Annotated in this window: 24 protein-coding genes and 1 pseudogene; 9 read left to right on the forward strand and 16 right to left on the reverse strand. The window is 73.4% G+C overall.

All coding sequences use genetic code 11. The features are described from left to right. Positions 1–73: 73 nt before the first annotated feature. Positions 74–1,111: a hypothetical protein gene (locus tag BGK67_RS19945; protein ID WP_069921354.1), complete on the forward strand. Its 1,038-nt coding sequence runs from the start codon at positions 74–76 to the stop codon at positions 1,109–1,111. Between the two features lie 296 nt (positions 1,112–1,407). Here the strand turns inward: BGK67_RS19945 and BGK67_RS19950 are convergent, their stop codons facing one another. Together BGK67_RS19950 and BGK67_RS36400 are read right to left on the reverse strand one after the other, a co-directional pair. Continuing rightward, on the reverse strand, positions 1,408–2,247 hold the full coding sequence (locus tag BGK67_RS19950; RefSeq protein WP_069921355.1) for a hypothetical protein: 840 nt from the start codon (positions 2,245–2,247) through the stop codon (positions 1,408–1,410). A gap of 9 nt (positions 2,248–2,256) precedes the next feature. Continuing rightward, positions 2,257–2,767 (reverse strand): annotated as a pseudogene (locus BGK67_RS36400) (SigE family RNA polymerase sigma factor). Between the two features lie 123 nt (positions 2,768–2,890). Here BGK67_RS36400 and BGK67_RS19955 point away from each other — a divergent pair. Then, positions 2,891–3,583 (forward strand): HAD family hydrolase, encoded by a 693-nt coding sequence (locus tag BGK67_RS19955; protein WP_069921356.1) that lies wholly within the window; start codon positions 2,891–2,893, stop codon positions 3,581–3,583. On the opposite strand, the gene BGK67_RS19960 is transcribed toward BGK67_RS19955, so the two are convergent. Then, a complete protein-coding gene (locus BGK67_RS19960; protein ID WP_069921357.1) occupies positions 3,580–3,831 on the reverse strand; it encodes a hypothetical protein in 252 nt (83 codons plus the stop codon). The two genes, BGK67_RS19955 and BGK67_RS19960, sit on opposite strands and share 4 nt — an antisense overlap. 178 nt (positions 3,832–4,009) lie before the next feature. Here BGK67_RS19960 and BGK67_RS40745 point away from each other — a divergent pair, with 178 nt between their 5' ends. Beyond that, on the forward strand, positions 4,010–4,393 hold the full coding sequence (locus tag BGK67_RS40745) for a cold-shock protein (RefSeq protein WP_069921358.1): 384 nt from the start codon (positions 4,010–4,012) through the stop codon (positions 4,391–4,393). An 81-nt stretch (positions 4,394–4,474) separates the two neighbouring features. Here BGK67_RS40745 and BGK67_RS19970 read toward each other — a convergent pair whose 3' ends face one another. From BGK67_RS19970 to BGK67_RS19985, 4 genes are all read right to left on the reverse strand, one after another. Then, entirely contained in the window at positions 4,475–5,344 is an 870-nt protein-coding gene (locus tag BGK67_RS19970) for a 1,4-dihydroxy-6-naphtoate synthase (RefSeq protein WP_069921359.1), read from the reverse strand. Next, positions 5,331–6,056 (reverse strand): futalosine hydrolase, encoded by a 726-nt coding sequence (locus BGK67_RS19975; protein ID WP_069921360.1) that lies wholly within the window; start codon positions 6,054–6,056, stop codon positions 5,331–5,333. Before BGK67_RS19975 ends, BGK67_RS19970 begins: the two co-directional genes overlap by 14 nt. 13 nt (positions 6,057–6,069) lie before the next feature. Further along, positions 6,070–6,558, reverse strand: a complete 489-nt coding sequence (locus BGK67_RS19980) for a hypothetical protein (RefSeq protein WP_069921361.1) — start codon at positions 6,556–6,558, stop codon at positions 6,070–6,072. A 287-nt stretch (positions 6,559–6,845) separates the two neighbouring features. Then, positions 6,846–8,147 carry an MFS transporter gene (locus BGK67_RS19985; protein WP_079154284.1) on the reverse strand — a complete coding sequence of 434 codons (1,302 nt, stop codon included), beginning with the start codon at positions 8,145–8,147 and terminating at the stop codon, positions 6,846–6,848. A 404-nt stretch (positions 8,148–8,551) separates the two neighbouring features. Between BGK67_RS19985 and BGK67_RS19990 the strand changes: the two genes are divergently transcribed. Next, positions 8,552–9,469, forward strand: coding sequence for a DUF3027 domain-containing protein (locus BGK67_RS19990; protein WP_069921362.1), 918 nt, complete (start codon positions 8,552–8,554; stop codon positions 9,467–9,469). A 69-nt stretch (positions 9,470–9,538) separates the two neighbouring features. Here the strand turns inward: BGK67_RS19990 and BGK67_RS19995 are convergent, their stop codons facing one another. Beyond that, on the reverse strand, positions 9,539–10,537 hold the full coding sequence (locus BGK67_RS19995; protein ID WP_069921363.1) for a YncE family protein: 999 nt from the start codon (positions 10,535–10,537) through the stop codon (positions 9,539–9,541). A 77-nt stretch (positions 10,538–10,614) separates the two neighbouring features. Between BGK67_RS19995 and BGK67_RS20000 the strand changes: the two genes are divergently transcribed. Then, positions 10,615–11,301: a GDSL-type esterase/lipase family protein gene (locus tag BGK67_RS20000; RefSeq protein ID WP_069921364.1), complete on the forward strand. Its 687-nt coding sequence runs from the start codon at positions 10,615–10,617 to the stop codon at positions 11,299–11,301. Here the strand turns inward: BGK67_RS20000 and BGK67_RS20005 are convergent. After that, entirely contained in the window at positions 11,298–11,591 is a 294-nt protein-coding gene (locus tag BGK67_RS20005; RefSeq protein WP_069921365.1) for a hypothetical protein, read from the reverse strand. The two genes, BGK67_RS20000 and BGK67_RS20005, sit on opposite strands and share 4 nt — an antisense overlap. A gap of 264 nt (positions 11,592–11,855) precedes the next feature. Between BGK67_RS20005 and BGK67_RS20010 the strand changes: the two genes are divergently transcribed. Continuing rightward, complete coding sequence (locus BGK67_RS20010; RefSeq protein ID WP_079154285.1) at positions 11,856–14,450, forward strand: helix-turn-helix domain-containing protein; 2,595 nt, start codon at positions 11,856–11,858, stop codon at positions 14,448–14,450. A gap of 46 nt (positions 14,451–14,496) precedes the next feature. Here BGK67_RS20010 and BGK67_RS20015 read toward each other — a convergent pair whose 3' ends face one another. From BGK67_RS20015 to BGK67_RS20035, 5 genes are all read right to left on the reverse strand, one after another. Next, positions 14,497–15,486, reverse strand: a complete 990-nt coding sequence (locus BGK67_RS20015) for an aldo/keto reductase (RefSeq protein ID WP_069921367.1) — start codon at positions 15,484–15,486, stop codon at positions 14,497–14,499. 208 nt (positions 15,487–15,694) lie between these two features. Further along, complete coding sequence (locus tag BGK67_RS20020; RefSeq protein WP_069921368.1) at positions 15,695–15,886, reverse strand: hypothetical protein; 192 nt, start codon at positions 15,884–15,886, stop codon at positions 15,695–15,697. A gap of 46 nt (positions 15,887–15,932) precedes the next feature. Further along, positions 15,933–16,484: an RNA 2',3'-cyclic phosphodiesterase gene (thpR, locus tag BGK67_RS20025; protein ID WP_069921369.1), complete on the reverse strand. Its 552-nt coding sequence runs from the start codon at positions 16,482–16,484 to the stop codon at positions 15,933–15,935. 61 nt (positions 16,485–16,545) lie between these two features. Beyond that, a complete protein-coding gene (locus BGK67_RS20030) occupies positions 16,546–17,895 on the reverse strand; it encodes an MFS transporter (RefSeq protein WP_208948720.1) in 1,350 nt (449 codons plus the stop codon). Positions 17,896–17,920: 25 nt separating this feature from the next. Beyond that, the gene (locus tag BGK67_RS20035; protein WP_069921371.1) at positions 17,921–18,358 is read right to left on the reverse strand and encodes a MarR family winged helix-turn-helix transcriptional regulator; all 438 of its coding nucleotides are present in this window, start codon (positions 18,356–18,358) and stop codon (positions 17,921–17,923) included. A gap of 120 nt (positions 18,359–18,478) precedes the next feature. On the opposite strand from BGK67_RS20035, the gene BGK67_RS20040 reads away from it, so the two are divergent. Continuing rightward, complete coding sequence (locus BGK67_RS20040; RefSeq protein WP_030156886.1) at positions 18,479–18,661, forward strand: hypothetical protein; 183 nt, start codon at positions 18,479–18,481, stop codon at positions 18,659–18,661. 27 nt (positions 18,662–18,688) lie between these two features. On the opposite strand, the gene BGK67_RS20045 is transcribed toward BGK67_RS20040, so the two are convergent. Next, entirely contained in the window at positions 18,689–20,149 is a 1,461-nt protein-coding gene (locus BGK67_RS20045) for an NCS2 family permease (protein ID WP_069921373.1), read from the reverse strand. A gap of 167 nt (positions 20,150–20,316) precedes the next feature. On the opposite strand from BGK67_RS20045, the gene BGK67_RS20050 reads away from it, so the two are divergent. Continuing rightward, positions 20,317–20,616 carry a DUF2530 domain-containing protein gene (locus BGK67_RS20050; protein WP_069921374.1) on the forward strand — a complete coding sequence of 100 codons (300 nt, stop codon included), beginning with the start codon at positions 20,317–20,319 and terminating at the stop codon, positions 20,614–20,616. On the opposite strand, the gene BGK67_RS20055 is transcribed toward BGK67_RS20050, so the two are convergent. Continuing rightward, positions 20,564–21,268, reverse strand: a complete 705-nt coding sequence (locus tag BGK67_RS20055) for an NIPSNAP family protein (RefSeq protein ID WP_069921375.1) — start codon at positions 21,266–21,268, stop codon at positions 20,564–20,566. The two genes, BGK67_RS20050 and BGK67_RS20055, sit on opposite strands and share 53 nt — an antisense overlap. A gap of 161 nt (positions 21,269–21,429) precedes the next feature. Between BGK67_RS20055 and BGK67_RS20060 the strand changes: the two genes are divergently transcribed. Beyond that, positions 21,430–23,883 carry a cation-translocating P-type ATPase gene (locus BGK67_RS20060; RefSeq protein ID WP_069921376.1) on the forward strand — a complete coding sequence of 818 codons (2,454 nt, stop codon included), beginning with the start codon at positions 21,430–21,432 and terminating at the stop codon, positions 23,881–23,883. Positions 23,884–23,890 lie beyond the last annotated feature (7 nt).

Here is a 23,890-nt window from a genome sequence, read left to right on the forward strand (position 1 = left end):
ATCCGCTGAGCCCGCGGCCGCTCCACGGGCGCACGCGCTACCTTCGGGACAGGCGGTAAGGGAGGAGCCGGGCGTGGGGATCGAAAGCGACCAATTGGTCTACGAATATCTGAGCCGCGTCGGGGACTTGGCGCAGCAGCGGCAGCTGTCCTCCGGTGACCGGATGCGGCTCGTGGCGGGGCTGCGGGACGAGATCGACCGTCGGCGCGCCCGCTACGAGCCGGAGACCCCGGCCGCGGTGCGCGGCATCCTGGAGCGGCTCGGCTCGCCGGAGGAGGTCCTGGCCGGCCACGGCGCCGCCGGGACGGGGGTCGCGCCGGTCCGGGCCGCCCCGGCCGTGCCCACCCAGCGGGGGCCGCGCGGGCCGAAGCCGCCGAAGCCTGCGAAGCCGGCGCAGCCGTCGGCGGAGCCGCGGAACGTGCCGCCGCACCTGGCCGGGCTCGACGAACTCGGCACGTCGGGAGGGGCGGAGCCCGACTGGTGGCGGGTCGGCCCGGGGGTGTACGGGGCGGGGCCGCAGGTCGAAGGGTTCGCCGGCGGCATCGAGTTCCCGGAGTTCGAGGCCGATCCGGAGCCGGAGCCGGGGGCGGAGGCGGCGGGCAAGGCGGGGGGTGACGCCGAGGCCAAGGCGAAGGCCGGGGCCGGGGCGGGTGCCGGGGCGGCGGAGTCGGGCGTACGGGGCTTCGTACGGTTCCTGCGCGAGCGGCGACAGGCGAAGAAGGAGGCGGCGGCGGAGGCGGCCCCCGCCGCGGGGGCGGAGGCCGCGGCCGGCCCCCGGCCCCGGCCGAACGCCTTCCTGCTGCTGGCCGCGGCCGTCCTGCTCGCCGGTGTGGTGACCGGCTACTGGCTGCTGCTCGTCGTGGGCTGGCTGCTCCCGTACGCCTCGCGGGTGCTGGGGCCGGCCGAGCGCAAGTGGGCCGTCTTCGGGCCGCCGGGGGTGGTGGCCGCGGGGGCGGTGGTGTGGTTGTGGGGCCGGATGAACGACCGCTGGGGGGAGGCTTTGCCGGAGGACCAGCTGAGCGGGGCCCTGCACGGGATGTGGCCGTGGTTGCTGCGGGTGGCTGCCGTTGCCTCCGTCGCGTACCTGGTCTGGCGGGCGCGTCGGCGCTAGCCGGGCCGGGGCCGGGGTGCGGCGCCGTCGCGGGGGCCTCTGCCCCCGGGCCCCCGGCGCCTCAAACGCCGGCCAGGCTGAATCGTGCCGGGTGGGGCCGGGTGGGTCCGGTGCGGGTCACAGATCGGGGCTCCGTCCCGGGCCCCGCGCCTCAAGCGCCGGCGGGGCTGGAGGGTGCCGGCCAGGCTGAATCGTGCCGGGTGGGGCCGGGGGGGCCCGGTGCGGGTCACAGATCGGGCTCCGCGCCTCAAACGCCGGCGGGGCTGGGAGTGTCGGCGGGGCTGGAATTGGCCCCGTCAGCCGCCCGGGATGGTTTGTTGCTGTTTCTCCACCGGTTCGGCGTCGGCGGACTTGACCAGGTCGAGGAAGGCGGGGGACTTGGCGAGGTGCAGGAGTTGGTCGTTGGTGACCGGGGCCGAGGTGTTCGAGGCGTCGTGGGGGCTGACCACCAGGGAGACCTTGCTCTTGCCGTAGCGGAAGGAGAGCCGGGTTTCGGTGACGTTGCCGTCGTTGACCGGCGCGGTCGCCGCCGCGGCCTCGATGCCGCCGGGCAGGGTGGCCCTCGCGCAGACCTCGCCCCTCGCCTCGTGGCAGGGGCTCCCGGTGTCCGCCGGCTCCGCCGGCCGGACCGAGAAGATGATGACGAACGCCTTGTCGTCCTTCGAGCCCTGGTAGAGCCGCACCGACAGGTCGGTCCGCCGCACCGTGCCGACCGACGGCGGAAGCAGCCCCTGGAGCACGCCGACGGCCCGGTTCTGGAAGTCCTCCTGCCGGATCCGCTCGGCCGCCGGGAGGTCGGCCATCGACGACTGGCCCGGGGTCGGTTCCAGGTGGACCGGCGGCGGCGGCGCGCTGCTCGACGGCGGCGCGGCCACGTTCGCCGCCCCGCCCGCCTGCGGACCGCCGCCACCGCCTGGCGGGGCCACGGCTCCCGCCAGGGCGAGCGCGGCCACGGCCAGCGCCCCGCCGCCGATCGCCACCCGCACGCGCGCCTTGCGGCGCCGCCCCTGCGCGCGGGCCGGGCCCACCAGGTCCGGCAGCGGGGGCAGGTCGGCGGTCGTCCGGTCCATCGCGTCGCGGAGCAGCAGGGCGGCCCTGTCGTCGGGGAGTTCGTAGAGGTCTTCGTTGGTGGCCATGACGTCTCCTCAGTTCTCGGTGGCGTAGAGGTGGGCCTCGCCCAGCTGCGCGCAGCTTCGCCAGGGCGCGCGAACACTGGCTCTTGACCGTTCCCTCGCTGCAGCGCAGCAGTTCGGCGACCGTGCCGACGCTCAGGTCCTCCCAGTAGCGCAGGACGACCATGGCCCGGGCCCGCGGCGGCAGCGCGGCCAGGGCGGCGAGCAGGGTGACGCGCAGGTCGGCGTGCTCGGGCAGCGCCGGCGGGCCGGCGTGCGCGTGGGCCAGGAGGTCACGCAGCCGCCGGCGCCGCTCGGCGAGGAACGTGCGGGTCAGCACGGTCCTGGCGTAGGCGTCGGGACTGTCGGCCGCGGACACCTTCCGCCAGTGCTGGAACAGCTTGGCGAGCGTCGTCTGCGTCAGATCGCGTGCGCCGTCGGCGTTTCCGCACAGCAGGTACGCCGTCCGGTACAGCTTGCGCTGGCCGGCCCGGGCAAAGGTCTCGAAGTCGAGCCCGGAGTCGTGTTCGGTGCCTGGTGGCATCCGCCCTCCCCTTCACATCGTGTCTCTCACCCCTGTCCTGAGCGCTGCCGCGCGCGAAAGGTTGAGCACGAGTTTCGACGGGTCCCGCCCGCTGTCCGCCCGGGTGTCGGTCGGCTCGGCACAATGGCGGGTATGAACCTCACCGTCGGCTTCGACCTCGACATGACCCTCATCGACTCGCGTCCGGGAATCAAGGCCGCCTACCAGGCGCTCTCCGCCGAAACGGGCACGTTCATCGACGCGGACGCGGCGGTCACGCGGCTCGGGCCGCCGCTCGACGAGGAGCTGGCGTACTGGTTCCCGGAGGCCGAGATCCCGGCGGTGGCGGACCGCTACCGGGAGATCTATCCCACATACGCGATCGAGCCGACGCCGGCGATGCCGGGCGCCCGCGAGGCGATCGAGGCCGTCCAGGCGCTCGGCGGCCGCGCGATCGTCGTCACCGCCAAGCACGAGCCCAACGCCCGCCTGCACCTGAAGCACCTGGGCATCGAGCCGGACGCCGTCATCGGCTGGCTGTGGGCCGAGGCCAAGGCCGGGGCGCTGCGCGAGTACGGGGCGCAGGTCTACGTCGGCGACCACGTGGGCGACGTGCGCGGCGCCCGCAAGGCCGGCGCGCTGTCCGTGGTGGTGCCGACCGGGCCCTGCCCGGAGCCCGAACTGCGCGCCGCGGGCGCCGACGTGGTGCTCGCCGACCTCACCGCGCTGCCGCGGTGGCTCGCGGAGTACGTCGCGGCCCAGCAGGCCCGGCCCGTCCAGCAGGCCCGGCCCGCCCACGCCGGTACGGCCGCCGCCGAGGCGCCGGCGACCGCCTAGGCCTGTGAGGCGCGGGCCGCCCGGCGCTGGGCGGCGGCCGAGCGGAGCACGCCCGCCGCGGAGATCGCGAAGCCGACGCCCATCAGCATGCAGAGGGCCCACGCGTACGAGGGGAACGGTTCGAGGTCCAGGAACAGCGGGGCCATCGTCGCGAGGGTGGCCACGGCGCCCACGATGAAAACGATGCCGCCGGCCTTCACCAGGGCGTCGCCGGGCCGTGCTTCGTCGGCAGGAGGAGTAACAGTCACCCCACCAGGGTAGTTCCCTGGCCTGAGTGGCCGACGGCGAAGGACCGGGGAACGTCTTGTCACCGGCCCCTCGACCATTAGCCTTGAGGTGGCGGGTCACAGTTGACCCGCTGCACTGTTATCCGGAGCCGTTCCACGGCACTCCGGACCCCGACGAGCACAAGGACAGAGGACGGACGTGCCTACCGGCAAGGTCAAGTGGTTCAACAGCGAGAAGGGCTTCGGCTTTCTCTCCCGCGACGACGGCGGCGACGTCTTCGTCCACTCGTCGGTGCTCCCTGCCGGGGTCGACTCCCTCAAGCCCGGCCAGCGCGTCGAGTTCGGTGTCGTCGCCGGCCAGCGCGGTGACCAGGCTCTTTCGGTGACGGTCCTGGACCCGGCGCCGTCCGTCGCGGCAGCCCAGCGCCGCAAGCCCGACGAGCTCGCCTCCATCGTGCAGGACCTCACGACCCTGCTGGAGAACATCACGCCGATCCTGGAGCGCGGCCGCTACCCGGACAAGGTGCACGGCACGAAGATCGCCGGCCTGTTGCGCGCGGTGGCCGACCAGCTCGACGTCTGAGCCGGCCGCACCACGACGATGCCCCGCCCCTCGCGAGAAGGGCGGGGCACACGCATGACCGGGCCGCTTCGGCCCCCGGCGCTACGGGAAGGCCAGCGCGCCGGGCGCGATGGCCGGTACCAGCCCCTCGGCCGCCGCCCGGGTCAGCAGCCCGCGCACCGCCGCGTAGCCGTCCTCGCCGAGGTCGGCGGTGAACTCGTTGACGTACAGCCCGATGTGCTGGTCGGCCACGGCCGGGTCCAGCTCCTGGGCGTGGGCCCGTACGTACGGGCGGGAGGCCTCCGGGTCGTCCCAGGCCATCCGCACCGACGCACGGGCGGACTCGGCCAGGACCTTCAGCGTCGCCTCGCCCAGCGAGCGCTTGGCGATGATCGCGCCGAGCGGGATCGGCAGCCCGGTCGTGGACTCCCAGTGCTCGCCCATGTCGGCCAGGCAGTGCAGCCCGTAGTCCTGGTAGGTGAACCGGGCCTCGTGGATGACCAGTCCGGCGTCCACCCGGCCGTCGCGCACCGCCGGCATGATCTCGTTGAAGGGCAGCACCACCACCTCGCCCACCCCGGCCGGGAGCACGTCCGCCGCCCACAGCCGGAACAGCAGGTAGGCGGTGGAGCGCTCGCTCGGCACCGCGACCGTCCGGCCGCTCAGGTCGGGCCCCGCGCCACCGGCCAGTGCCGGGTCCTTGACGAGCACGAGCGGACCGCAGCCACGCCCCAGGGCCCCGCCGCAGGGCAGCAGGGCGTACTCCTCGAGCACCCAGGGCAGCACGGCGTACGACACCTTCAGCACGTCCAGCTCGCCGCGCTCGGCCATGCCGTTGGTGAGGTCGATGTCCGCGATGGCGACGTCGAGGGCGGGCGCGCCCGGGACCCGGCCGTGCGCCCAGGCGTCGAAGACGAAGGTGTCGTTCGGGCAGGGCGAGTAGGCGATCTTCAGCGGTTCACCGGTGCTCATGGCGTTCTCCCCAGTTCGCGAGTACGGGACCCAGCGCGCGGAATCCGTCCGTGAGGGCGGCGAGGGCGTCCCCGATCCGCCAGGCGGCACGGTCGCGCGGGCCCACGGCGTTGGACACGGCGCGGATCTCCAGTACGGGCAGCCCGTGCGCGGCCGCCGCCTCCGCCACCCCGAAGCCCTCCATGGCCTCGGCCCCGGCCATCGGGTGCCGGGCGGCGAGCTCGGCCGCGCGGGCCGCGGTACCGGTGACGGTGGAGACGGTCAGGACGGGCGCGAGCAGCGCCCCGGTGGCCTCGGCGGCGTGCGCGGCGAGCTCGGCGGGCGGCAGGTGCACGCTGTGCCCGAAGCCGAGCGCCCGCACGTCCAGGAAGCCTTCGGGGGTCTCGGCCCCCAGGTCGGCGGCGACGATCGCGTCCGCCACGACGAGGGAGCCGGGCGGGGCGGCGGGCTGGAACCCGCCGCCGATGCCGGCCGACACGACGAGCGTGTACGGGCCGAGGGCCAGGGCGGTGGCGGTGCCGGCGGCGGCCGCGGCCGGACCGACGCCCCCGACGAGCACGTCGAAGGCGATGCCGGGGAGGTCCCGGCGGGTGATGGGGTACCCGCCCGGGAGGGTGCGCGGCTCAGGACCCGGGGCGTCGGGATGAGGGCTCAGCCCGGCGGCGACGGAGTCTGCCTCCGCCGCCACCGCGGTCACGACGAGCGCGCGCACCGGTGCGGCCCGGTTACTTGAGCTTGAGGTTGAAGGTCCAGACGGAGAGCGGCTTGCCGTCCTCGGCGACCTGGACGAAGGCGAGCTTCTTCGAGGCCGGGGCCTCGCCCTGGCCGCCGGTCGCGAAGACGTCGGCGCCCGGGAAGCTGCGGTAGGTGTTCGAGGAGGGCTCCGTGATGGGCTGCCCGTCGAGGACCGCCTGCCACTTCTTGCCGTCCTCGACGACGTCCGGCTCGACGCCGAGGCGCAGCGTGTCGCCGCGGGCGTACTCGACGGTCTTGGCGTCCTTCAGGTTGGTGAGGCAGTCCTGGACCTTGTCCATGGACAGCGGCTCGGTGCCGCCGTGGCAGGCGGCTTCGGCGGACACCGACGAGGTGCCGACCGTCACGGTCGCCAGCGGTGTCGGCTTGTCGCAGGCGGAGAGGAGGAGGAGGCCGGCGGACACGGCTCCGAGGGCCGCGACGCTGCGGCGGGCCCTACCCGAGAAAAGCGGTGCGGTCATGAGCCGAAGGCTATCGGGCCGGTGGGCTGCGCCGCTGCACGGGGTCCCCTGGCCTGCGGCGCGCCGCCGGGGCTCGGCCCCCGGTGCCCCGCGCCTCAAACGCCGGCGGGGCTGGATTCGCTGCGCCCGTCTGCCGGGTGCGGCGCCGTTGCCGGGGGCTGGCCCCCCGGTGCCCCGCGCCTCAAACGCCGGCGGGGCTGGATTCGGCTGCGGCCGCCGGTCGGGTGCGGCGCCCCGGGTGTTGAGCCGTATCGGCGGGGGGGCGGCGGAGCCTCGGGGAGGGGTGGCTATGCGACTCGGGGGCGGGGGGCGCCCCGGTGGCGGTGGGGGGCGCCCAGGAGGCCGCGTACGGCCATGAACGTGCCGAGGGCGACCACGCCCGCGGCCACGGACATGCCCAGCACCCCGTTCAACGGCAGCGCGATCCCGATCGCACCCCCCAGCACCCACGCCATCTGGAGCAGCGTCTCCGAACGGGCGAACGCGGACGTCCGCACCGCCTCCGGCACGTCCCGCTGGATCATCGCGTCCAGCGACAGCTTCGCCAGCGCCTGGCAGAAGCCCGCCGTCGCACCCAGCACCGCCATGAACAGCCCGCTGAAGAACGCCGCCGCCAGCACCGCGACCCCGAGCGTCAGGCACAGCACCGCCGCGATGATCGCCTCCGGCGCCCTCGCCCGCAGCCACGCCCCGACCGCCGTGCCGCACGCGTTCCCGACGCCCGCCGACACGCCGACGATGCCCAGCGACACCGCCGCGCTCTGCCCCGCCAGGGGATGCTCGCGCAGCAGGAACGCCAGGAAGAAGATCAGGAACCCGGACAGCCCGCGCATCGACGCGTTCGCCAGCAGTCCGCACAGGACCGACCGGCTGACCGTCCGCAGCCCCGGCCGCCGCGAGTGCGCCTCGTGCGTGGACAGCCGCGCCCGCCGCTCGCCCCGCGCCTCGTCCACCTTGTGCGGCAGCGTGAACGCCGCGAACGTGCCCCACAAGAAGATCGCGCACGCCCCGTACAGCGGCCACTGCGGGCCGAACTGGTGCAGCCCGGCACCCGCCGGCGCCGCCACGCCCGTGGCCAGCAGCCCGGCCAGCGTCACCCGGGAGTTCGCCTTGACCAGCGAGAAGCGCGGCGGCAGCAGCCTCGGCACCACCGCGCTGCGCACCACCCCGTACGCCTTCGAGGAGACCAGCACCCCCAGCGCCGCCGGATACAGCTCCAGGCCCCCCGTGGCCACCGCGCCCGACATCGTCAGCGCCAGCAGCGCCCGGGTCAGCATCGCGGCCGCCATCGAGGCCCGGCGCCCGTGCGGCAGCCGGTCCAGCAGCGGCCCGATCACCGGGGCCAGCAGGGTGAAGGGGGCCATCGTGATCGCCAGGTACAGGGCCACCCGGCCGCGTGCCTCGTCCGTGGGGACGGAGAAGAAGACCGTCGAGGCCAGCGCCACCGTGATCATCATGTCGCCGGCGCCGTTGATGGCGTGCAGCTCGATCAGCTTGCCGAGCCCCGACTCGCCGGCCCCGTGCGCGTGCGTGGCCCGCCGGATGCCGCGCGCCGTGCCGGTGATAGGCAGGTGCAGGGCACGCCCCATGGCCCGGCCGGCCCGCCTGGCCGGTCCCGAGCCGTCGCGGGACGACCGTGCGGATGCCACCTCGCCATAGTGCCCCACAGGTCCCTCCCGGACTCTCCCCGGCGTGTCGCGGAGGCCCTCCGCACGCGGCCTTCTCCGCGAATCGGACCTTGCATGTGGGCCCGGGGCTTCGAAGGAGGTAGCGTGCGTAGCGCGCCACCGGCGGTTGCTCTTGGCCGCGCGCCTCTTCGCGATCCCGCAGAATGGATCGCATAAAGGTGCGCCCGGAGTCCGATCGGGTGCGGACGTCGACGCGGCCCTCTGGTCCGCTCCGCCCGTGCCACGTACGGACAAGACCGACGGGTCGTTGTGGACGACAGTACGGACGGCGCACTCGTGAGACGGCGTAGGAGAGAACGAGACCAGTGAGTGCTGCGACGACGCGAAGCCGTACCCCGCGTACCCCCGACCGCCTGTGCGTCGAGGCGGTAGACCTCGCCCGCGCGGCCGCCGAGGAGGCCGCCTTCCCCGGTGTGGTGGGCGAGCACGTCTCCGCGGTGGCGGAGGGGGACCGGGTCGTCACCCACTTCTTCGAGGCCAAGGAGCCGGGCTACCGCGGCTGGCGCTGGGCCGTCACCGTGACCCGCGCCTCCCGCGCCAAGAACGTCACCCTCGACGAAACGGTGCTGCTCCCCGGCGAGGACGCGCTGCTGGCCCCCGAGTGGGTGCCGTGGAGCGAGCGGCTGCGCCCCGGCGACATGGGCCCGGGCGACCTGCTGCCCACCGACGCCGAGGACCTGCGGCTGGAGCCGGGCTGGTCGGGCGAGGACGCGCCGCCGCCGAACTCGGTGGTCTCCGCGGAGATGGCCGAGCTGGTCGAGGCGGAGGACGCGGACGTCATCGACCGCGCGGTGGTCCCGGTCCGCGGGTCCATCACGTCGGTGGCCGAGGAACTGGGCATGCGACGTGCCCGGGTGCTCTCGCGGTACGGGCTGCACAGCGCGGCCGACCGCTGGGACGAGTCGTTCGGCGCGAAGACGCCGATGGCGCAGGCGGCGCCGGCGTCCTGCGTCTCCTGCGGGTTCCTGGTCGCGATCGGAGGCTCGCTGGGGCAGGCCTTCGGTGTCTGCGCGAACGAGTTCAGCCCGGCCGACGGGCGGCTGGTCTCGCTCTCGTACGGGTGCGGCGGGCACTCCGAGGCCGCGGTCATGCCGGCCCCGCTGAGGCCGGCTCCGCCGGTGCTCGACTCGATGGCCACGGACGAGTTCCCCCTGCGCCCGTCCGCCGACACCGGCTCGGTCCCCACGGCCGACCTCCCCGCCGCCGATCTGGGCCACTCGTAGCCCTGCGGTCCGCTTCCCCGGGGTGGAGCCCCAGGGACGCCCCCGCAGGCTGATCGGGGGCGCCGCGGGTCAGTCCGCCGAGCCCCGTCGGCGCAGGACGCGCTTCGCCGCGAAGGCCAGGGCCAGGGCCCCCGCCAGGACGAGGGCGCCCTTGCCGAAGCCGCCCGGCGGCTCCGGCACGGGCGACGCGTCCGGCCCGGCCCCCGGCTGCGGCGGAGCCGCCGAGGCGCTCGCGGCGGCCAGCGGGACCGCGACCACCCGGCTGGCCCCGCCCTCCGCCCCGAACATCAGCGCCGACCCGTCCGCCGCGTACGTCACCGACTCCGCCTGCCCCTGCCACGGCGCGTCCATCCGGTCGCCCTCGCCCTGCGGCCGCCCGTCCTTCCAGGCGTACGTGCGGGCCGTGAAGTACCCCCGCAGGGCCAGCCGGCTCCCGTCGGGGGAGAACGCCCCGTCCGTCACCCACGGCACGTCCGCGACCCGCCGGAACACGTTCGGCCCGCTCGCGGACAGCCGCTCCGGACCCTCGTACAGCCCGCCCGTGCTCTCGTGCTTGCTCGCGATGTACACCCGGCCCGTCACCGGATGCACCATCAGCGCCTCCGCGTTCCGCGGCCCGTCCGCGTACCGCACCGTGAACTGCGCGGCCTTGACCGTGACATCGCCCAGCTGCTTCGGCTCCGGGAAGCGGTAGATCCACACGTGGTCCCAGGTGCCGTCCCGGTTGTCCCCGATGTCGCCGACGTACAGCTGCCCGTCCGGCCCGAGCGAGATCGCCTCGACGTCCCGCGGCCGCCCGATGCCCGTCAGCGTGACCCGCGCCACCGTCCTGCCGGTCGCCGAGTCCACCGCGTAGACGTACGGGCCGTCGTCGCTGTCGTTGTGCGTCCAGTACACGCCCGGATGGATCCGGCTGGCCGCCAGCCCGCTCGACTCCTTGATCCGCGGATCGGTGATGGTGAAGGAGGACGCCCCGGGAACCTCCGACCCGGCCGCGACGGCGGACGACGGCGGCAGCAGGGCGAGGACCAGGACGGCGGAGGCGGACGACAACGGCAGCAGGCGCATGCCCCCAGCCTGCCAGCACGCCCGGGCGTGTCCGGCATCACAGGGGCTCGGGTCGGGCGATCCGCGATGATGACCGGATGCGTTTCATGTTCGTCGGCGACTCCATGACCATCGGACGCGCCGGCGACTACACCTGGCGCTACCGGATGTGGCAGCACCTGGGTTCCACCCCCGGCGGTCCGTACGAGATAGTCGGCCCGCGCCGCGCGCTGTACGACACCTCCGCCGACGCGCCCACCAGCCACTCCTACGCCGACCCGGACTTCCCGCAGGACGCCCGCCGCCACCTGGCCGGCTGGGGCGAGGGCTGGCAGCACATGGCCCCCCTCATCGGGCCCGCCGCCGGGGCCGGCCGGGCCAACGTCCTGCTCGTCTCCCTCGGACTGATCGACCTCGGCTTCTACACCGGCGCCGAGGACACCGCCGCCAACGTCCGCCGCTTCGTCGCGGCCGCCCGTCAGGCCCGCCCCGGCATCCGGATGGTGCTGCTGCCGGTGATCCCCAACATCCGCGCCGAGGAGGACGCGCCCTTCGCTGCCGAAGTGGCCCGCTTCAACGAGCTTTTGGCGAAGGCGGTGGCCGACCTGACCACCGCCGCCTCACCGATCCTGCTGGGCGCCCGCCCGGACGCGTACGACATCCACCGCGACACCTACGACGGGACCCACCCCAACGCCTCGGGCGAACACCGCCTGGCGGGCGAGTTCGCCGCGGTCCTCCACCAGGGCTGGGGCATCGGCGGCCCCTACCGCCCGCGGGACTAGCCCCCCGCACCCGGCTCCGCATCCGTGCCCGGGCCCGCGGCCGGCTGCTGCGCCCGCCTGACCTCCCTCAGATAGTCCAGGGCCTGCTTCCCGGAGACCTCGCCCAGGAGCCGGTCCTCGTGGAGCCCGCGGCGCGCCTCGTTGCGGGCGCCCACGAGCGACTCGGCCCGCAGCACCAGCAGGCCGCCGAACACCAGGGCTGCGGCCACCCACCAGGGCGCCTCGGCGACGACGCCCAGCGCGGCCGTCAGCAGGCCGCCGAGGGAGGCGAGGAAGCGGGGTGCGGTCATCGGGTACTCCTCGAAGGACGGGCAGGACAAGGGGACTTCGGTAAAACCGTCGACAAAGGCGTCGCCGAACCTGGCGGTTGGCCGTACAGGCGCCGCCCGGCTGGCCAAGATGGTGCTCCGGGCAGAGACGCGGACCCCGGCGACGCGGACGGCGGCGACATCCGACGACACCGTTTCTACGCCCGCCCGGGCCCGCCGACCAGGGGCTTCGGGCAACGGTGAACGAGTGAACGCCAATGAACGGGCCCCGGACGAGGAGAGCGAATGGCAGGACCTGGGGGAGCCCGCCCGAAGGGCCCGCAGCGCCCCGATCCGGCGGCGGCCGCACCGGAGTTCCGGTCCTGGGCGGCGCTCATGCGCCGCGTCCACGACGAGCTCTACCTGGAGCTGGCACCGGCGGACCGCCCCACGGTCAGGGCGCTGGCCGACGCGGCCCACCTCAGCCCCGGCTACGTCTCCGAGGCGTTCTCCGGCAAGCGGCGCCCGGGGCTGAGCGCCTTCCGCGCGATCGTCGGGGCGCTGGGCGGGGACCCCGGCGCGTGGGAGCCGCGCTGGCACCGGGCGCAGGCCCGGCAGCAGCCGGCCGCGGAGCCGCCGCCCGCGCCCCTTCCCGGGGTCGCGGACGACAGCCCCGCGGACCCCTGCCCCCACGGGCCGGGGCAGCCCCCGTCGGGGCACGGCGCGGATCTGCGGCGTTACCCCGTACGCCGCTTCGTGCGGGCCGTCCTGGCGTGGGCGGCGGCGGTGTTCACCCTCCCGGTGCGCGTCCGCAGGGACAAGCGCGCGGTGCGGATGCGGCGCCGGCTGATCAAACAGGTCATGGCGAGGGCGGCCGAGGACCTCGAGCGTGCCGAGGCCCACCACTACCTGGAACCGCGGTTCGTGATCCTCGAGGAGCCGGCGCAGGAGCCCCCCGGGGGCAGGCGCCGCAGCAGGACGCACCGGCGGACGGAGCTCGTGCCGGTGCCGACCGGGGTGAGCAGCGTCCGTGCGCTCTACGAGGACCTGGACGAGCTGGTGGTGCTGGGCCGGCCCGGCATGGGCAAGACCACGCAGCTCGCCCGGCTCGCCCACCGACTGGCCGAGGAGGCCCTGGCCGGGGACGACGCCGGGGACCCCGCGTACATCCCGGTCTACCTGCGCCTCGACAGCTACCGGGGCGAGCCGATCGAGGAATGGCTGGCCGCCGTGATGAGCAGGTTCCAGGGCGTCTCCGGGGTGCTGGTGCGCACCTGGCTGGACGAGCACCTGCTGCTTCCGGTGCTGGACGGCCTGGACGAGGTCCCGGAGGCGGACCGGCCCCAGTGCGTGCGGGAGTTGCTGCGCCTGCGCGAGCTGTGCCCCGGCATGGCCGTCGGCTGCCGGACGGACGAGGGCGACCTGCGGCGCCTCGTCCGCGGGCTGCGGGCGCTGCGCTACGTCGAGATCCAGCCGCCGACCCGGCAGGACGTCCAGGCCTTCCTCAACGCCGACCGGGCGGCCCTCGCCGACGTGCACGCGGCGCTGGAGGAGAACCAGGACCTGTGGCCGCTGCTGCAGTCGCCGATGATGCTCCACGTCATCCGCGTCGCCTACGCCGGCCGGCCGGCGGACGACCTGCGCCTGGGGGGCGCCGCCGCGGAGCGCCGGAGCCGGATCTTCGACGCCTACGTGGCGCAGTGCCTGCTGCGCGAGCGTCCGCGGCCGGACGGCGCCCCGGAGCGGACGCTGACCTGGCTGACCTGGCTGGCCCGGACGCTCACCGCACGCGGCGAGCACGTCCTGTACCTGGACCGGCTGGATCTGAGCTGGCTCTCGCGCCGGGAGGGGGCCCTGCCGCGGGTCGTCCCCACCGTGGCCATGGCCGCCTGCGCCCTCGGGATCCCCGTGCTGTGGGTGGCGGCGGCCGACCGGGCCGGGGTGCTGCACGCCGGCGTGCCGGGCGCCGCGGCGGTGGCCCTGGCCCTGGTGTGCAACACGGCGGCGCAGGCGTTCAGGTCGGACGAGCACTTCCTGCGGATGCCGGAGGGTGAGGACGCGGACGGCAGGGGCCGGCGCGGAGACGTGCTGATCCCCATCAGGAACAACAGCGTGACGATGGCGGTCATCCTGTTCTGTCTGCTGCTGACGGGAGTGGACCTGGCGGCGCCGGGCCCCGTCGTGGTGGCACTCGCCTACCTGTGGGTCATGACCACCCAGATGGAAGGCGCCCTCACCGACGTCTTCTCACCCGTGGAGCAGTTGCGGTGGACCTGGCGGCGCCGCGAGCGGGCGGTCTTCTCGGCGGGCAGGTTCCCCGTGAAGCGCATGGCCTTGTCGGGCCTCGTGTGGATCGCCGTCCAGGCCCTGGTCGGCTACGTGGTCCACCTGCTCTGCCCGGACCCGGCGTGGATCGCTCCGGTCGCGGCCTTCGCGCTGGGGTGGGCCTACGTCCTCGGCAACCAGTTCGAACCCTCGCTGCAGGACCGGCGCCCCCGTCCCAACGAGGGGGTCCGCCGCACGGTCCGCTTCTCCCTGGTCCACGGGTTCGCGGCGCTGGTCGTGGCCGCGGTGCTGCTGACCGCGCTCATCGGACTGGCCTCGCCGGGACAGGACCTGCGGCGCGCGGGCTTCGTCGCGGCCCTGCTGGGCCTGCTGTTCGCCGTGGTGCGCGGCTTCCGCTACGGGGGACTGGCGGTGGTCCGCCACTGGACGATCCGCGCGGTGCTCGCCCACCGGGGGCGCACCCCCTACCGCTACCGGCGCTTCCTGTACACCGCCGAGCAGCGCATCCTGCTCTTCCGCACGGACAGCGGGTTCTTCTTCCCGCACCGCCTGATCCAGCTGCACTTGGACACCACCGCCGAGGAGCTGCTGCCCCGGGTGACGCCCGCGCCGTGAGCAGGCCGCCGCCCCGGAGCGGGGCGGCGGCCCGGGCACCGCGCGATCACCAGGCGAAGGCCTCCGGGGAGGGGCCCGGCCCGGGGAAGATCTCGTCGAGGCCGGCCAGGACCTCCTCGCCCAGCTCCAGCTCCAGCGCGCGCAGGGCACTGCCGAGCTGCTCGGAGGTGCGCGGGCCGACGATCGGGCCCGTCACCCCGGGCCGGGTCAGCAGCCAGGCCAGCGCCGTCTCGCCGGGTTCCAGGCCGTGCTTGTCGAGGAGGTCCTCGTACGCCTGCACCTGCGCCCGTACCGCGGTGTTGGCCAGCGCGTCCGCCGACCGGCCGGAGGCCCGGCGCCCGCCCTCGACCTCCTTCTTGATGACCCCGCCCAGCAGACCGCCGTGCAGCGGGGACCACGGGATGACCCCGAGCCCGTACTCCTGGGCGGCCGGGATGACCTCCATCTCGGCGCGCCGTTCGGCGAGGTTGTAGAGGCACTGCTCGCTGACGAGCCCGACCGTGCCGCGCCGGGCGGCGGTCTCGTTCGCCTGGGCGATCTTGTAGCCGGGGAAGTTCGAGGACCCGGCGTAGAGGACCTTGCCCTGCTGGATCAGTACGTCGACGGCCTGCCAGATCTCCTCGATGGGGGTCCGGCGGTCGACGTGGTGGAACTGGTACAGGTCGATGTAGTCGGTCTGGAGCCGCTTCAGGCTCGCCTCGACGGCCCGCCGGATGTTCAGCGCGGAGAGCCGGTCGTGGTTGGGCCACGGGTCGCCGTCGCCGGCCATGTTCCCGTAGACCTTGGTGGCGAGGACGGTCTTGTCGCGTCGGCCGCCGCCCTGGGCGAACCAGGTTCCGAGGATCTCCTCGGTGCGGCCCTTGTTCTCACCCCAGCCGTAGACGTTGGCGGTGTCGACGAAGTTCAGGCCTGCGGCGAGGGCGTCGTCCAGGATGCGGTGGCTGGTGGGTTCGTCTGTCTGCGGACCGAAGTTCATCGTGCCGAGAACGAGTCGGCTGACCTTGAGTCCGGTGCGTCCGAGCTGCGTGTACTTCATGGGCCCCAAGCCAACTGCTTCGAGTCCACTCGAAGCAAGGGCGCGCTTACTGTCCCACGGCGGCCGCCACGGCGACGACGACGAACATCAGCACGAGCACACCGGCCATGACACGGTTTCTGGTCTTGGGATCCACCCGTCGAGCCTAACGCGGCAGCCCCCGCATCGTGGACGCAGGGGCTGCGCCGGGGGCGCGGGGCGGGAGCGGCTACTGCCAGCCCATGTCATTGGTCGAGGCGGCCGGGGGCTTCGCGGCCGGGGCGGTGGCGGGCCAGGGCAGGGCGGGCGTGCCGAGGACGACGGCGAGGGCGACGACCGCGGCGGCCTGGAAGACAGGCCAAGCCGCGCCCAGCAGCCGCGCGTCCGGCAGCGCCCGCGCCGCGAGCAGCCGGTGGCACACGTGCGCGGCCCGCCGCTCGGCGGCCTCCTCCAGCGAGTCGGACAGCTCAGCCGGTGAGCGGCCAGGCCCCGACGGTCTCGTAGCGGGGCTGCTCGCCGGGCACCCCGCCGACCGGCAGGTTGCTGCGCACCAGGCTCAGGGTGTCGGCCTGCCAGGGGGCGCCCTCGAAGTCCGCGAGGGCGTCGAGGTAGGGCCGCAGCGGTGCGCCTTCACGGGAACGGGCCAGGGTGAGGTGCGGGGTGTAGCGGCGGTGCTGCTCCATGGCCACCCCGGCCCGCCGCGCGGCGGCGTCGGCCCGCTCCGCGAGCAGCCGCATCCCGTCGAGGTCCCCGGCGGCGCCGATCCACAGCGCGCGCTCGCCGAAGTGGCCGGCGCCGTGCAGGCGCAGCGGGAACGGGGCGGTGCGGTGTGCCGCGCGGGCCAGGCGGGCGTGCAGGTCGGGGAGCAGCTGGTCCCCGACCTCGCCCATGAAGGCGAGCGTGAAGTGCCAGCCGGCTTCGCCGGTCCAGGTCAACCGGTCGTCGCGCACGGTCCGCACGGCCCGGGCGAGCTCGGCGACGGCCGCGTCGGGCGGCAGCACGGCCGCGAACAGTCTCATACCGCGGAGCCTAGCCGTGCCGCCGGCCCGTGCCGCCGCTGTCGGGGGTCGGGCTTCGGTCTCAGGCCGCCGGGACCAGCTCGGGCTCGCGCACCGCCGGGACGAAGGTGACGCCGTGCCGGTTCACCCGGAGCCGCAGGTTGCCCACCCGGGCCAGGACCACCGCGACGGAGACAGAGGCGAGCAGCGAGATCACCCCTCCCGAGGCCATCCCGATCCGCGCCCCGTAGGTGTCCGTGATCCAGCCCAGCAGCGGCGCGCCCAGCGGCGTGCCGCCGGTGAAGACCATCATGAACAGGGCCATGACCCGCCCCCGCATCTCGGGGTCGGTCGCCATCTGCACGCTGGAGTTCGCCGTCACGTTGACCGTCAGCCCGAAGATCCCGATGGGCACGAGCAGCGCCGCGAACAGCCAGAAGCCGGGCGCGAAGGCCGTCACGGTCAGCAGTACCGAGAACAGCACGGCCGCCGCCACCAGCAGCCGCAGCCGGGAGTGCCCGCGCCGGGCGGCGAGCAGGGCGCCCGCGAGGGAGCCGACCGCGATCAGGGTGTTGAAGAGCCCGTAGGTGCCCGCGTCGCCGTGGAACACCTCGCTCACGTACGCCGACAGCCAGATCGGGAAGTTGAAGCCGAAGGTGCCGATGAAGCCGACGAGGACGATCGGCCAGACCAGCTCCGGCCGGCCGGCGACGTAGCGCAGGCCTTCGCGGAGCTGCCCCTTGGCGCGGGGCCGCGGCTGGACCGGGTGCAGTTCGCCCGTCCGCATCATCAGCAGGCCGGCGATGGGCGCGGCGAAGGACAGCCCGTTCAGCAGGAAGGCCCAGCCGGAGCCGAACGCGGTGATCAGCACACCGGCGAGGGCCGGGCCGACCAGCCGTGCGGACTGGAAGTTGGCCGAATTCAGACTGACGGCGTTGGCGAGCTGGTCCTTGCCGACCATCTCGGGGACCATGGTCTGCCGGGCCGGGTTGTCGACGACGGTGACCAGGCCGAGCAGGAACGCGGCGAGGTAGACGTGCCAGACCTGGACGTGTCCCGCCAGGGTGAGCACGGCCAGGGCCACGCCGGTCAGGCCCATCGCGGTCTGGGTGGCGAGCAGCAGCGGCCGCTTGGGCAGCCGGTCGGCGAGTACGCCTCCGTAGAGACCGAACATCAGCATCGGCAGGAACTGCAGGGCGATGGTGATGCCGACGGCGGAGGCCGAGCCGGTCAGGGAGAGGACCAGCCAGTCCTGGGCGATCCGCTGCATCCAGGTGCCGGTGTTCGAGATGACCTGACCGGTCGCGAAGAGCCGGTAGTTCCGGATCTTCAGCGAGCTGAACATGGAGTTCTTGCCCGCGGTGCCCGCGGGGGAAGTGTCGGGGGTGGATATGTGGCCGGGTGCGGAGTCTGCTCCGTTTCCCGTACTCAAAAGCTTCGCCTCCTGGCGTCGTTCCTTACAGGTGCGCGAGCTTCTCCAGGACGGGGGCGGCCTCGCGCAGCTTGGCCCATTCGTCCTCGGTCAGCTCGGCCGCGAGCCCGGCCAGGAAGGCGTTGCGCTTGCGGCGGCTCTCCTCGAGCATCGCTTCGGCCTCCTCCGTCTGGCGGACCACCTTCTGGCGGCGGTCGTCGGGGTGCGGTTCCAGCGTGACCAGTCCCTTGGCTTCCAGCAACGCGACGATGCGCGTCATCGAAGGCGGCTGGACGTGTTCCCGCCGGGCCAGCTCACCGGGTGTGGCCTGGCCGCAGCCGGCGAGGGTGCTGAGGACCGACATCTCGGTAGGGCTCAGCGATTCGTCGACGCGCTGGTGCTTCAGGCGCCGGCCCAGCCGCATGACGGCGGAGCGCAGGTCGTTCACGGCGGCAGCATCGTCGCCATGGGTAAGGTCACGCATGTTCTTTAGAATAACTCATTACTCTAGCTAAGGAAAACCATAAACCGGCCGTCACTCGTACGGGTGAGTCGGCCGCGGAAAGTGACACGCGTCCGTGCCCGCTGCCCCGACTCTTTCGGCATGGGGACACATGTGCTGAGCATGCGCATAGACGGGGAGCTCCTCGACAGGCTCCGGACTCATGCCGCCAAACGCGGAATGAGCGTCCAGGACTATGTGGTCCGGACGCTCATTCGCGACGACTTCGACGAGCGCTTCAAGGCGGCCGTCGACGAGACGGAGAAGTTCTACGGGCTGACGTGAGCCTTCGCGTCCGTCCGTGCACGACCCCTACGTGAGGCCGAGGGCCGGCATCGCGTAGTAGAAGACGAACACCGCCGACACCGCGTACATGGCCACGGGGACCTCGCGGCCCCGGCCGGTCGCGGCGCGCAGTACGCAGAAGCTCACGAATCCGATGCCGATGCCGTTGGTGATCGAGTAGGTGAAGGGCATCATCACCATGGCCAGGAAGGCCGGGACCGCGATGGTGAAGTCGCTCCAGTCGATGTCCTTGACCGAGCCCGCCAGGATCAGGAAGCCGACCGCCACCAGGGCGGGGGTGGCCGCCTGGGACGGGACCATGGTGGCGAGCGGGGTCAGGAACAGGGCCACGGTGAACAGGCCGCCGGTCACGACGTTCGCCAGGCCGGTACGGGCGCCCTCGCCGACCCCGGCCGTGGACTCCACGAAGCAGGTGGTGGCCGAGGAGGACGTCGCGCCGCCCGAGGCGACCGCGAGGCCGTCGATCAGCAGGACCCGGTTGATGCCGGGGAAGTTGCCGTCCTTGTCGATCAGCTTGGCCTCGTCGCCGACGCCGAGGATCGTGCCCATGGCGTCGAAGAAGCACGACAGCAGCACGGTGAAGACGAACAGGACGCCGGTCAGCATCCCGACCTTCTCGAACCCGCCGAACAGGCTGACCTGGCCGACGAGCCCGAAGTCGGGGGCGGCCACCGGGTTGCCCGGCCACGCGGGGACGGTCAGGCCCCAGGCCTCGTCCGGCAGGTCGGCGAGGAGCTGGACGGCGACCGCGACGACCGTCATCGCGACGATGGAGATCAGGATCGCGCCCGGCGTCTTGCGGATCAGCAGGGCGAGGGTCAGCAGCACGCCGATGACGAAGATCAGTACGGGCCACCCGTGCAGGTGGCCGCCCGTGCCGAGTTGGAGCGGGACGGTGGTGTGCGCGGCGTCGGGGATGCGGGTGACGAACCCCGAGTCGACCAGGCCGATCAGCATGATGAACAGGCCGATGCCGATGGCGATGCCCTTGCGCAGGCCCACCGGGACGGCGTTCATGACGCGCTCGCGCAGGCCGGTGGCGACGAGCAGCATCACCACGAAGCCGGCCAGCACCACCATGCCCATGGCGTCGGCCCAGCTCATGCGCGGGGCGAGCTGGAGGGCCACGACGGTGTTGACGCCGAGGCCGGCGGCGAGCGCGATCGGGACGTTGCCGATGACGCCCATGAGGAGCGTGGTGAACGCGGCCGTCAGGACGGTCGCGGTGACGAGCTGGCCGCCGTCGAGCTGGTGGCCGTACATGTCCTTCGCGCTGCCCAGGATGATCGGGTTCAGCACGATGATGTAGGCCATCGCGAAGAAGGTCGCGAAGCCGCCCCGGACCTCGCGGGCGACGGTCGAGCCGCGCTCGGAGATCCGGAAGTGGCGGTCGAGGACCGAGGTCTCCCGAGGGCCGGGTTCCGGGGCGCTGGCCGCGGGGGCGGGGGCCGGGGCAGGGGTGCTCATTCGGTCCTCATTGGGTGGTTCATACGAAGAAAATGGGCCACGCCCAAACCGTTTCAGTATGAACACATAAATAAAGGACCGTCCATCTCCGCGCGTAGACCAGCGGCGACCGCCCCAAGCCCCCCACGCGTGGGAAGCGGGAGCCGGCGCCCGCCTAGACTTGCCGCATGGCGAAATGGACTCCGAAGCACGAGGCGCCCGAGCCCCTTGAGGGTCCGGTCGTCGCCACCGTCACCGGCGGCACGATCCTGTGGTTCGTCCTCTTCGTCGTCCAGCTCCCCTTCTACGGGTGGTTCTCCGACCGGGGACAGCTGTGGTGGGTCTGGACCTGCGCGGCCGGCGGCTTCCTCGGCCTGATCGGCGTCTGGTACGTCCGCGGCCGCGACGCCGCCCTCAAGCGCCACGCCGCCGCCGCTACCGCCCCGGGCGGGCCGGCCGGACCGGATCGGCAGGCCGGGCAGGCCTGACACCGCCGCCGGAACCCTCCCGGCGGCCCGGAACCCGGCTCACGGGCTCCAGCCGCAGCCGCTGCGGAGCCGCGCGCAGGTGGCCGGACAGGTCAGGCAGGTCCGGCAGGTCCGGCGGCGTCCCCGCCGCCCCGGCCGTGAACCACACCAGCACCTCCTCGCCCTTACGGACCGGCAGCGCCGGGAAGGTGTTCTCCGCGTGCTCGGTGCGGTGCACGGCGCGCGGAGCGGATCCGGCGGCGGTGAGCGCCGGCCGCAGCCGCCGCTCGAAGTGCCCGGCGAAGGCCTCCGCGTCCAGCGGGTGGCAGACGGTCGCGACGACCGGCCCCCCGGTGTCCGGCGCGGCGAAGCCGGGCCCGCGCAGCAGCAGCACGTCGTCCGAGTCCAGCATGGTCGCGTTGGCCGCCTGCCGGTGGGCCCGCCAGACGGGGCCGTCGTAGAAGGCGCGCAGCGCCCGCTCCCGCGCAGCCATGTCCGGGAAGGAGCGCAGCCACACGAAGCGGTCCGGATCGTCCAGGTCCCGGAACCGGCCGCCCAGGGTGATGCCGGCCGCCTCCTGTCCGCTGACGAACTCCCGCTCGAAGAGTTCGACCAGCGTGTCCCGGGCTCCCGGGCGCAGGGTGTACTGCCGCAGTTCGACGATGAGGTCCATGGCCCGGAGGGTAGGGCCGGTCCACTGACACCCCCCGTCAGTGAAAAGCCCGCCCCGGCGGCCGCGCGGGGGAGACCAGGGGAGGATTGGGGTCATCCCCAAGTCGGATCTTCGGACTTCTCGGCGGGTGAAGCGTTCGAACCGCCCTTACCGTCGGAAGCATGACGCAGCGGGCGAAGATCGATCAGGACGGGCCGGAGCCGGCCGGCGGCGCCATCGACGCGGGGGCCGAGCTGGACCCCGTCCACCCGATGCCCCCGCCCGTGCCCCGGTTCAAGCCCGGCGGCCTGACCACCGCCGAGGTGGCGGAACGCGTGGCGCGCGGGGACGTCAACGACGTCCCCGTCCGCAGCAGCCGCTCCACCGTCGACATCGTCCGCGCCAACGTCTTCACCCGCTTCAACGCGATCATCGGCGTGCTCTGGGTGGTCATGCTGGTCGTCGCGCCGATCCAGGACAGCCTCTTCGGCTTCGTGATCATCGCGAACACCGGCATCGGCATCATCCAGGAACTGCGCGCCAAGAAGACCCTCGACAGCCTCGCCGTCATCGGCGAGGCCAAACCCAGCGTCCGCCGCGACGGCAGGACCGCCGAGATCTCCACCTCCGACATCGTCCTCGGCGACGTCATCGAACTCGGCCCCGGCGACAAGGTCGTCGTCGACGGAGCAGTCGGCGAGGCCGACGGCCTGGAGATCGACGAGTCCCTCCTCACCGGCGAGGCCGACCCCGTCCTGAAGAAGCCCGGCGACCAGGTCATGTCCGGCTCCTTCGTCGTCGCCGGCGGCGGCGCCTTCACCGCCACCAAGGTCGGCCGCGAGGCCTACGCCGCCCAGCTGGCCGAAGAAGCATCCCGCTTCACCCTCGTCCACTCCGAGCTGCGCTCCGGCATCTCCACCATCCTCAAGTACGTCACCTGGATGATGATCCCGACCTCCATCGGCCTCATCATCAGTCAGCTGGTCGTCAAGGACACCAACCTCAAGGACTCCATCGCCCGCACCGTCGGCGGCATCGTCCCGATGATCCCCGAGGGCCTCGTCCTGCTCACCTCCGTGGCCTTCGCGATCGGCGTCATCCGCCTCGGCCGCAAACAGTGCCTGGTCCAGGAACTGCCCGCCATCGAGGGCCTCGCCCGCGTCGACGTGGTCTGCCTCGACAAGACCGGCACCCTCACCGAGGGCGGCATGGACGTCACCGAGCTCCGCCCGCTCGGCGGCGCGGAACCCCCGTACGTCAAGAAGGTCCTCGGCGCCCTCGGCGAGTCCGACCCGCGTCCCAACGCCAGCCTCCAGGCGATCATCGACGCCTACCCCGACAGCGCGGAGTGGCGCTGCACCGAGTCCCTGCCCTTCTCCTCGGCCCGCAAGTACAGCGGCGCCAGCTTCAGCGAGGGCGACGGCGAGAACAGCACCTGGCTGCTGGGCGCCCCCGACGTCCTGCTCCCCACCGGCGACCCCGCTCTCGACGAGATCAACGACCTCAACGAACAGGGCCTACGCGTCCTCCTGCTGGCCCGCTCCGCCCGCGAACTCGACGACGAGGCCGTGGCCACGGGCGTCCGGCCCACCGCCCTCGTCGTCCTCGAACAGCGGCTGCGCCCCGACGCCGCCGACACGCTGCGCTACTTCGAGGACCAGGACGTCAAGGCCAAGGTCATCTCCGGCGACAACGCCGTCTCCGTCGGCGCGGTCGCCGGCAAGCTGGGCCTCCCGGGCGCCGAGAACACCGTCGACGCCCGCGAGCTCCCCACCGAACAGGCCGGCATGGCGCGGGCCGTCGACGCCAACTCCGTCTTCGGGCGCGTCACCCCGCAGCAGAAGCGGGACATGGTCGGCGCCCTCCAGTCCCGGGGCCACACGGTCGCCATGACCGGCGACGGCGTCAACGACGTCCTCGCCCTCAAGGACGCCGACATCGGCGTCTCGATGGGCTCCGGCTCCGAGGCCACCCGCGCCGTGGCCCAGATCGTCCTCCTCAACAACAGCTTCTCGACCCTCCCCTCGGTGGTCGCCGAGGGCCGCCGGGTCATCGGCAACATCACCCGCGTCGCGACGCTCTTCCTCACGAAGACGGTCTACTCGGTCCTCCTCGCCATCCTGGTGGTCTGCTCCCAGGTCGAGTACCCGTTCCTGCCCCGCCACCTGACCCTGCTGTCCACCCTCACCATCGGCATCCCGGCCTTCTTCCTGGCCCTCGCCCCGAACAAGGAACGCGCGAAGCCGCACTTCGTGAAACGGGTCATGCGCTACGCCATCCCCGGCGGCGTGATCGCGGCGACGGCCACCTTCGTGACGTACCTGACCGCCCACGCCCACTACACCGGCCCGGACGCCCTCAAGTCCGAGACCAGCGCGGCCACCCTGACCCTCTTCCTCACCTCGATGTGGGTCCTGGCGATCATCGCCCGCCCGTACACGTGGTGGCGGGTGGGCCTGGTCGGCGCGATGGGCGCCGCCTTCCTGATCGTCCTGGTCGTCCCCTGGCTGCAGGACTTCTTCCAGCTCAAACTGCAGGGCGTGACGATGCCGTGGATCGCGGTGGGCGTGGCGGCGGCCGCCGCGACCCTGATCGAGTTCACGTTCAGGTGGGTGGACCGCAGGTTCCCGGCGTAGGGGGGGC

It is taken from the genome of Streptomyces subrutilus (assembly GCF_001746425.1).
Taxonomy (GTDB): domain Bacteria; phylum Actinomycetota; class Actinomycetes; order Streptomycetales; family Streptomycetaceae; genus Streptomyces; species Streptomyces subrutilus_A.

What these genes read in the sequence shown, in the direction of transcription:
- BGK67_RS19950 (WP_069921355.1), bottom strand. Translation starts at nt 2,247, where the DNA reads ATGGCCACCAACGAAGACCTCTACGAACTCCCCGACGACAGGGCCGCC.
- BGK67_RS19955 (WP_069921356.1), top strand. Translation starts at nt 2,891, where the DNA reads ATGGCGGGTATGAACCTCACCGTCGGCTTCGACCTCGACATGACCCTC.
- BGK67_RS19970 (WP_069921359.1), bottom strand. Translation starts at nt 5,344, where the DNA reads ATGAGCACCGGTGAACCGCTGAAGATCGCCTACTCGCCCTGCCCGAAC.
- BGK67_RS19980 (WP_069921361.1), bottom strand. Translation starts at nt 6,558, where the DNA reads ATGACCGCACCGCTTTTCTCGGGTAGGGCCCGCCGCAGCGTCGCGGCC.
- BGK67_RS19985 (WP_079154284.1), bottom strand. Translation starts at nt 8,147, where the DNA reads ATGGGGCGTGCCCTGCACCTGCCTATCACCGGCACGGCGCGCGGCATC.
- BGK67_RS19995 (WP_069921363.1), bottom strand. Translation starts at nt 10,537, where the DNA reads ATGCGCCTGCTGCCGTTGTCGTCCGCCTCCGCCGTCCTGGTCCTCGCC.
- BGK67_RS20000 (WP_069921364.1), top strand. Translation starts at nt 10,615, where the DNA reads ATGCGTTTCATGTTCGTCGGCGACTCCATGACCATCGGACGCGCCGGC.
- BGK67_RS20005 (WP_069921365.1), bottom strand. Translation starts at nt 11,591, where the DNA reads ATGACCGCACCCCGCTTCCTCGCCTCCCTCGGCGGCCTGCTGACGGCC.
- BGK67_RS20010 (WP_079154285.1), top strand. Translation starts at nt 11,856, where the DNA reads ATGGCAGGACCTGGGGGAGCCCGCCCGAAGGGCCCGCAGCGCCCCGAT.
- BGK67_RS20015 (WP_069921367.1), bottom strand. Translation starts at nt 15,486, where the DNA reads ATGAAGTACACGCAGCTCGGACGCACCGGACTCAAGGTCAGCCGACTC.
- thpR (WP_069921369.1), bottom strand. Translation starts at nt 16,484, where the DNA reads ATGAGACTGTTCGCGGCCGTGCTGCCGCCCGACGCGGCCGTCGCCGAG.
- BGK67_RS20035 (WP_069921371.1), bottom strand. Translation starts at nt 18,358, where the DNA reads ATGCGTGACCTTACCCATGGCGACGATGCTGCCGCCGTGAACGACCTG.
- BGK67_RS20040 (WP_030156886.1), top strand. Translation starts at nt 18,479, where the DNA reads ATGGGGACACATGTGCTGAGCATGCGCATAGACGGGGAGCTCCTCGAC.
- BGK67_RS20045 (WP_069921373.1), bottom strand. Translation starts at nt 20,149, where the DNA reads ATGAGCACCCCTGCCCCGGCCCCCGCCCCCGCGGCCAGCGCCCCGGAA.
- BGK67_RS20050 (WP_069921374.1), top strand. Translation starts at nt 20,317, where the DNA reads ATGGCGAAATGGACTCCGAAGCACGAGGCGCCCGAGCCCCTTGAGGGT.
- BGK67_RS20055 (WP_069921375.1), bottom strand. Translation starts at nt 21,268, where the DNA reads ATGGACCTCATCGTCGAACTGCGGCAGTACACCCTGCGCCCGGGAGCC.
- BGK67_RS20060 (WP_069921376.1), top strand. Translation starts at nt 21,430, where the DNA reads ATGACGCAGCGGGCGAAGATCGATCAGGACGGGCCGGAGCCGGCCGGC.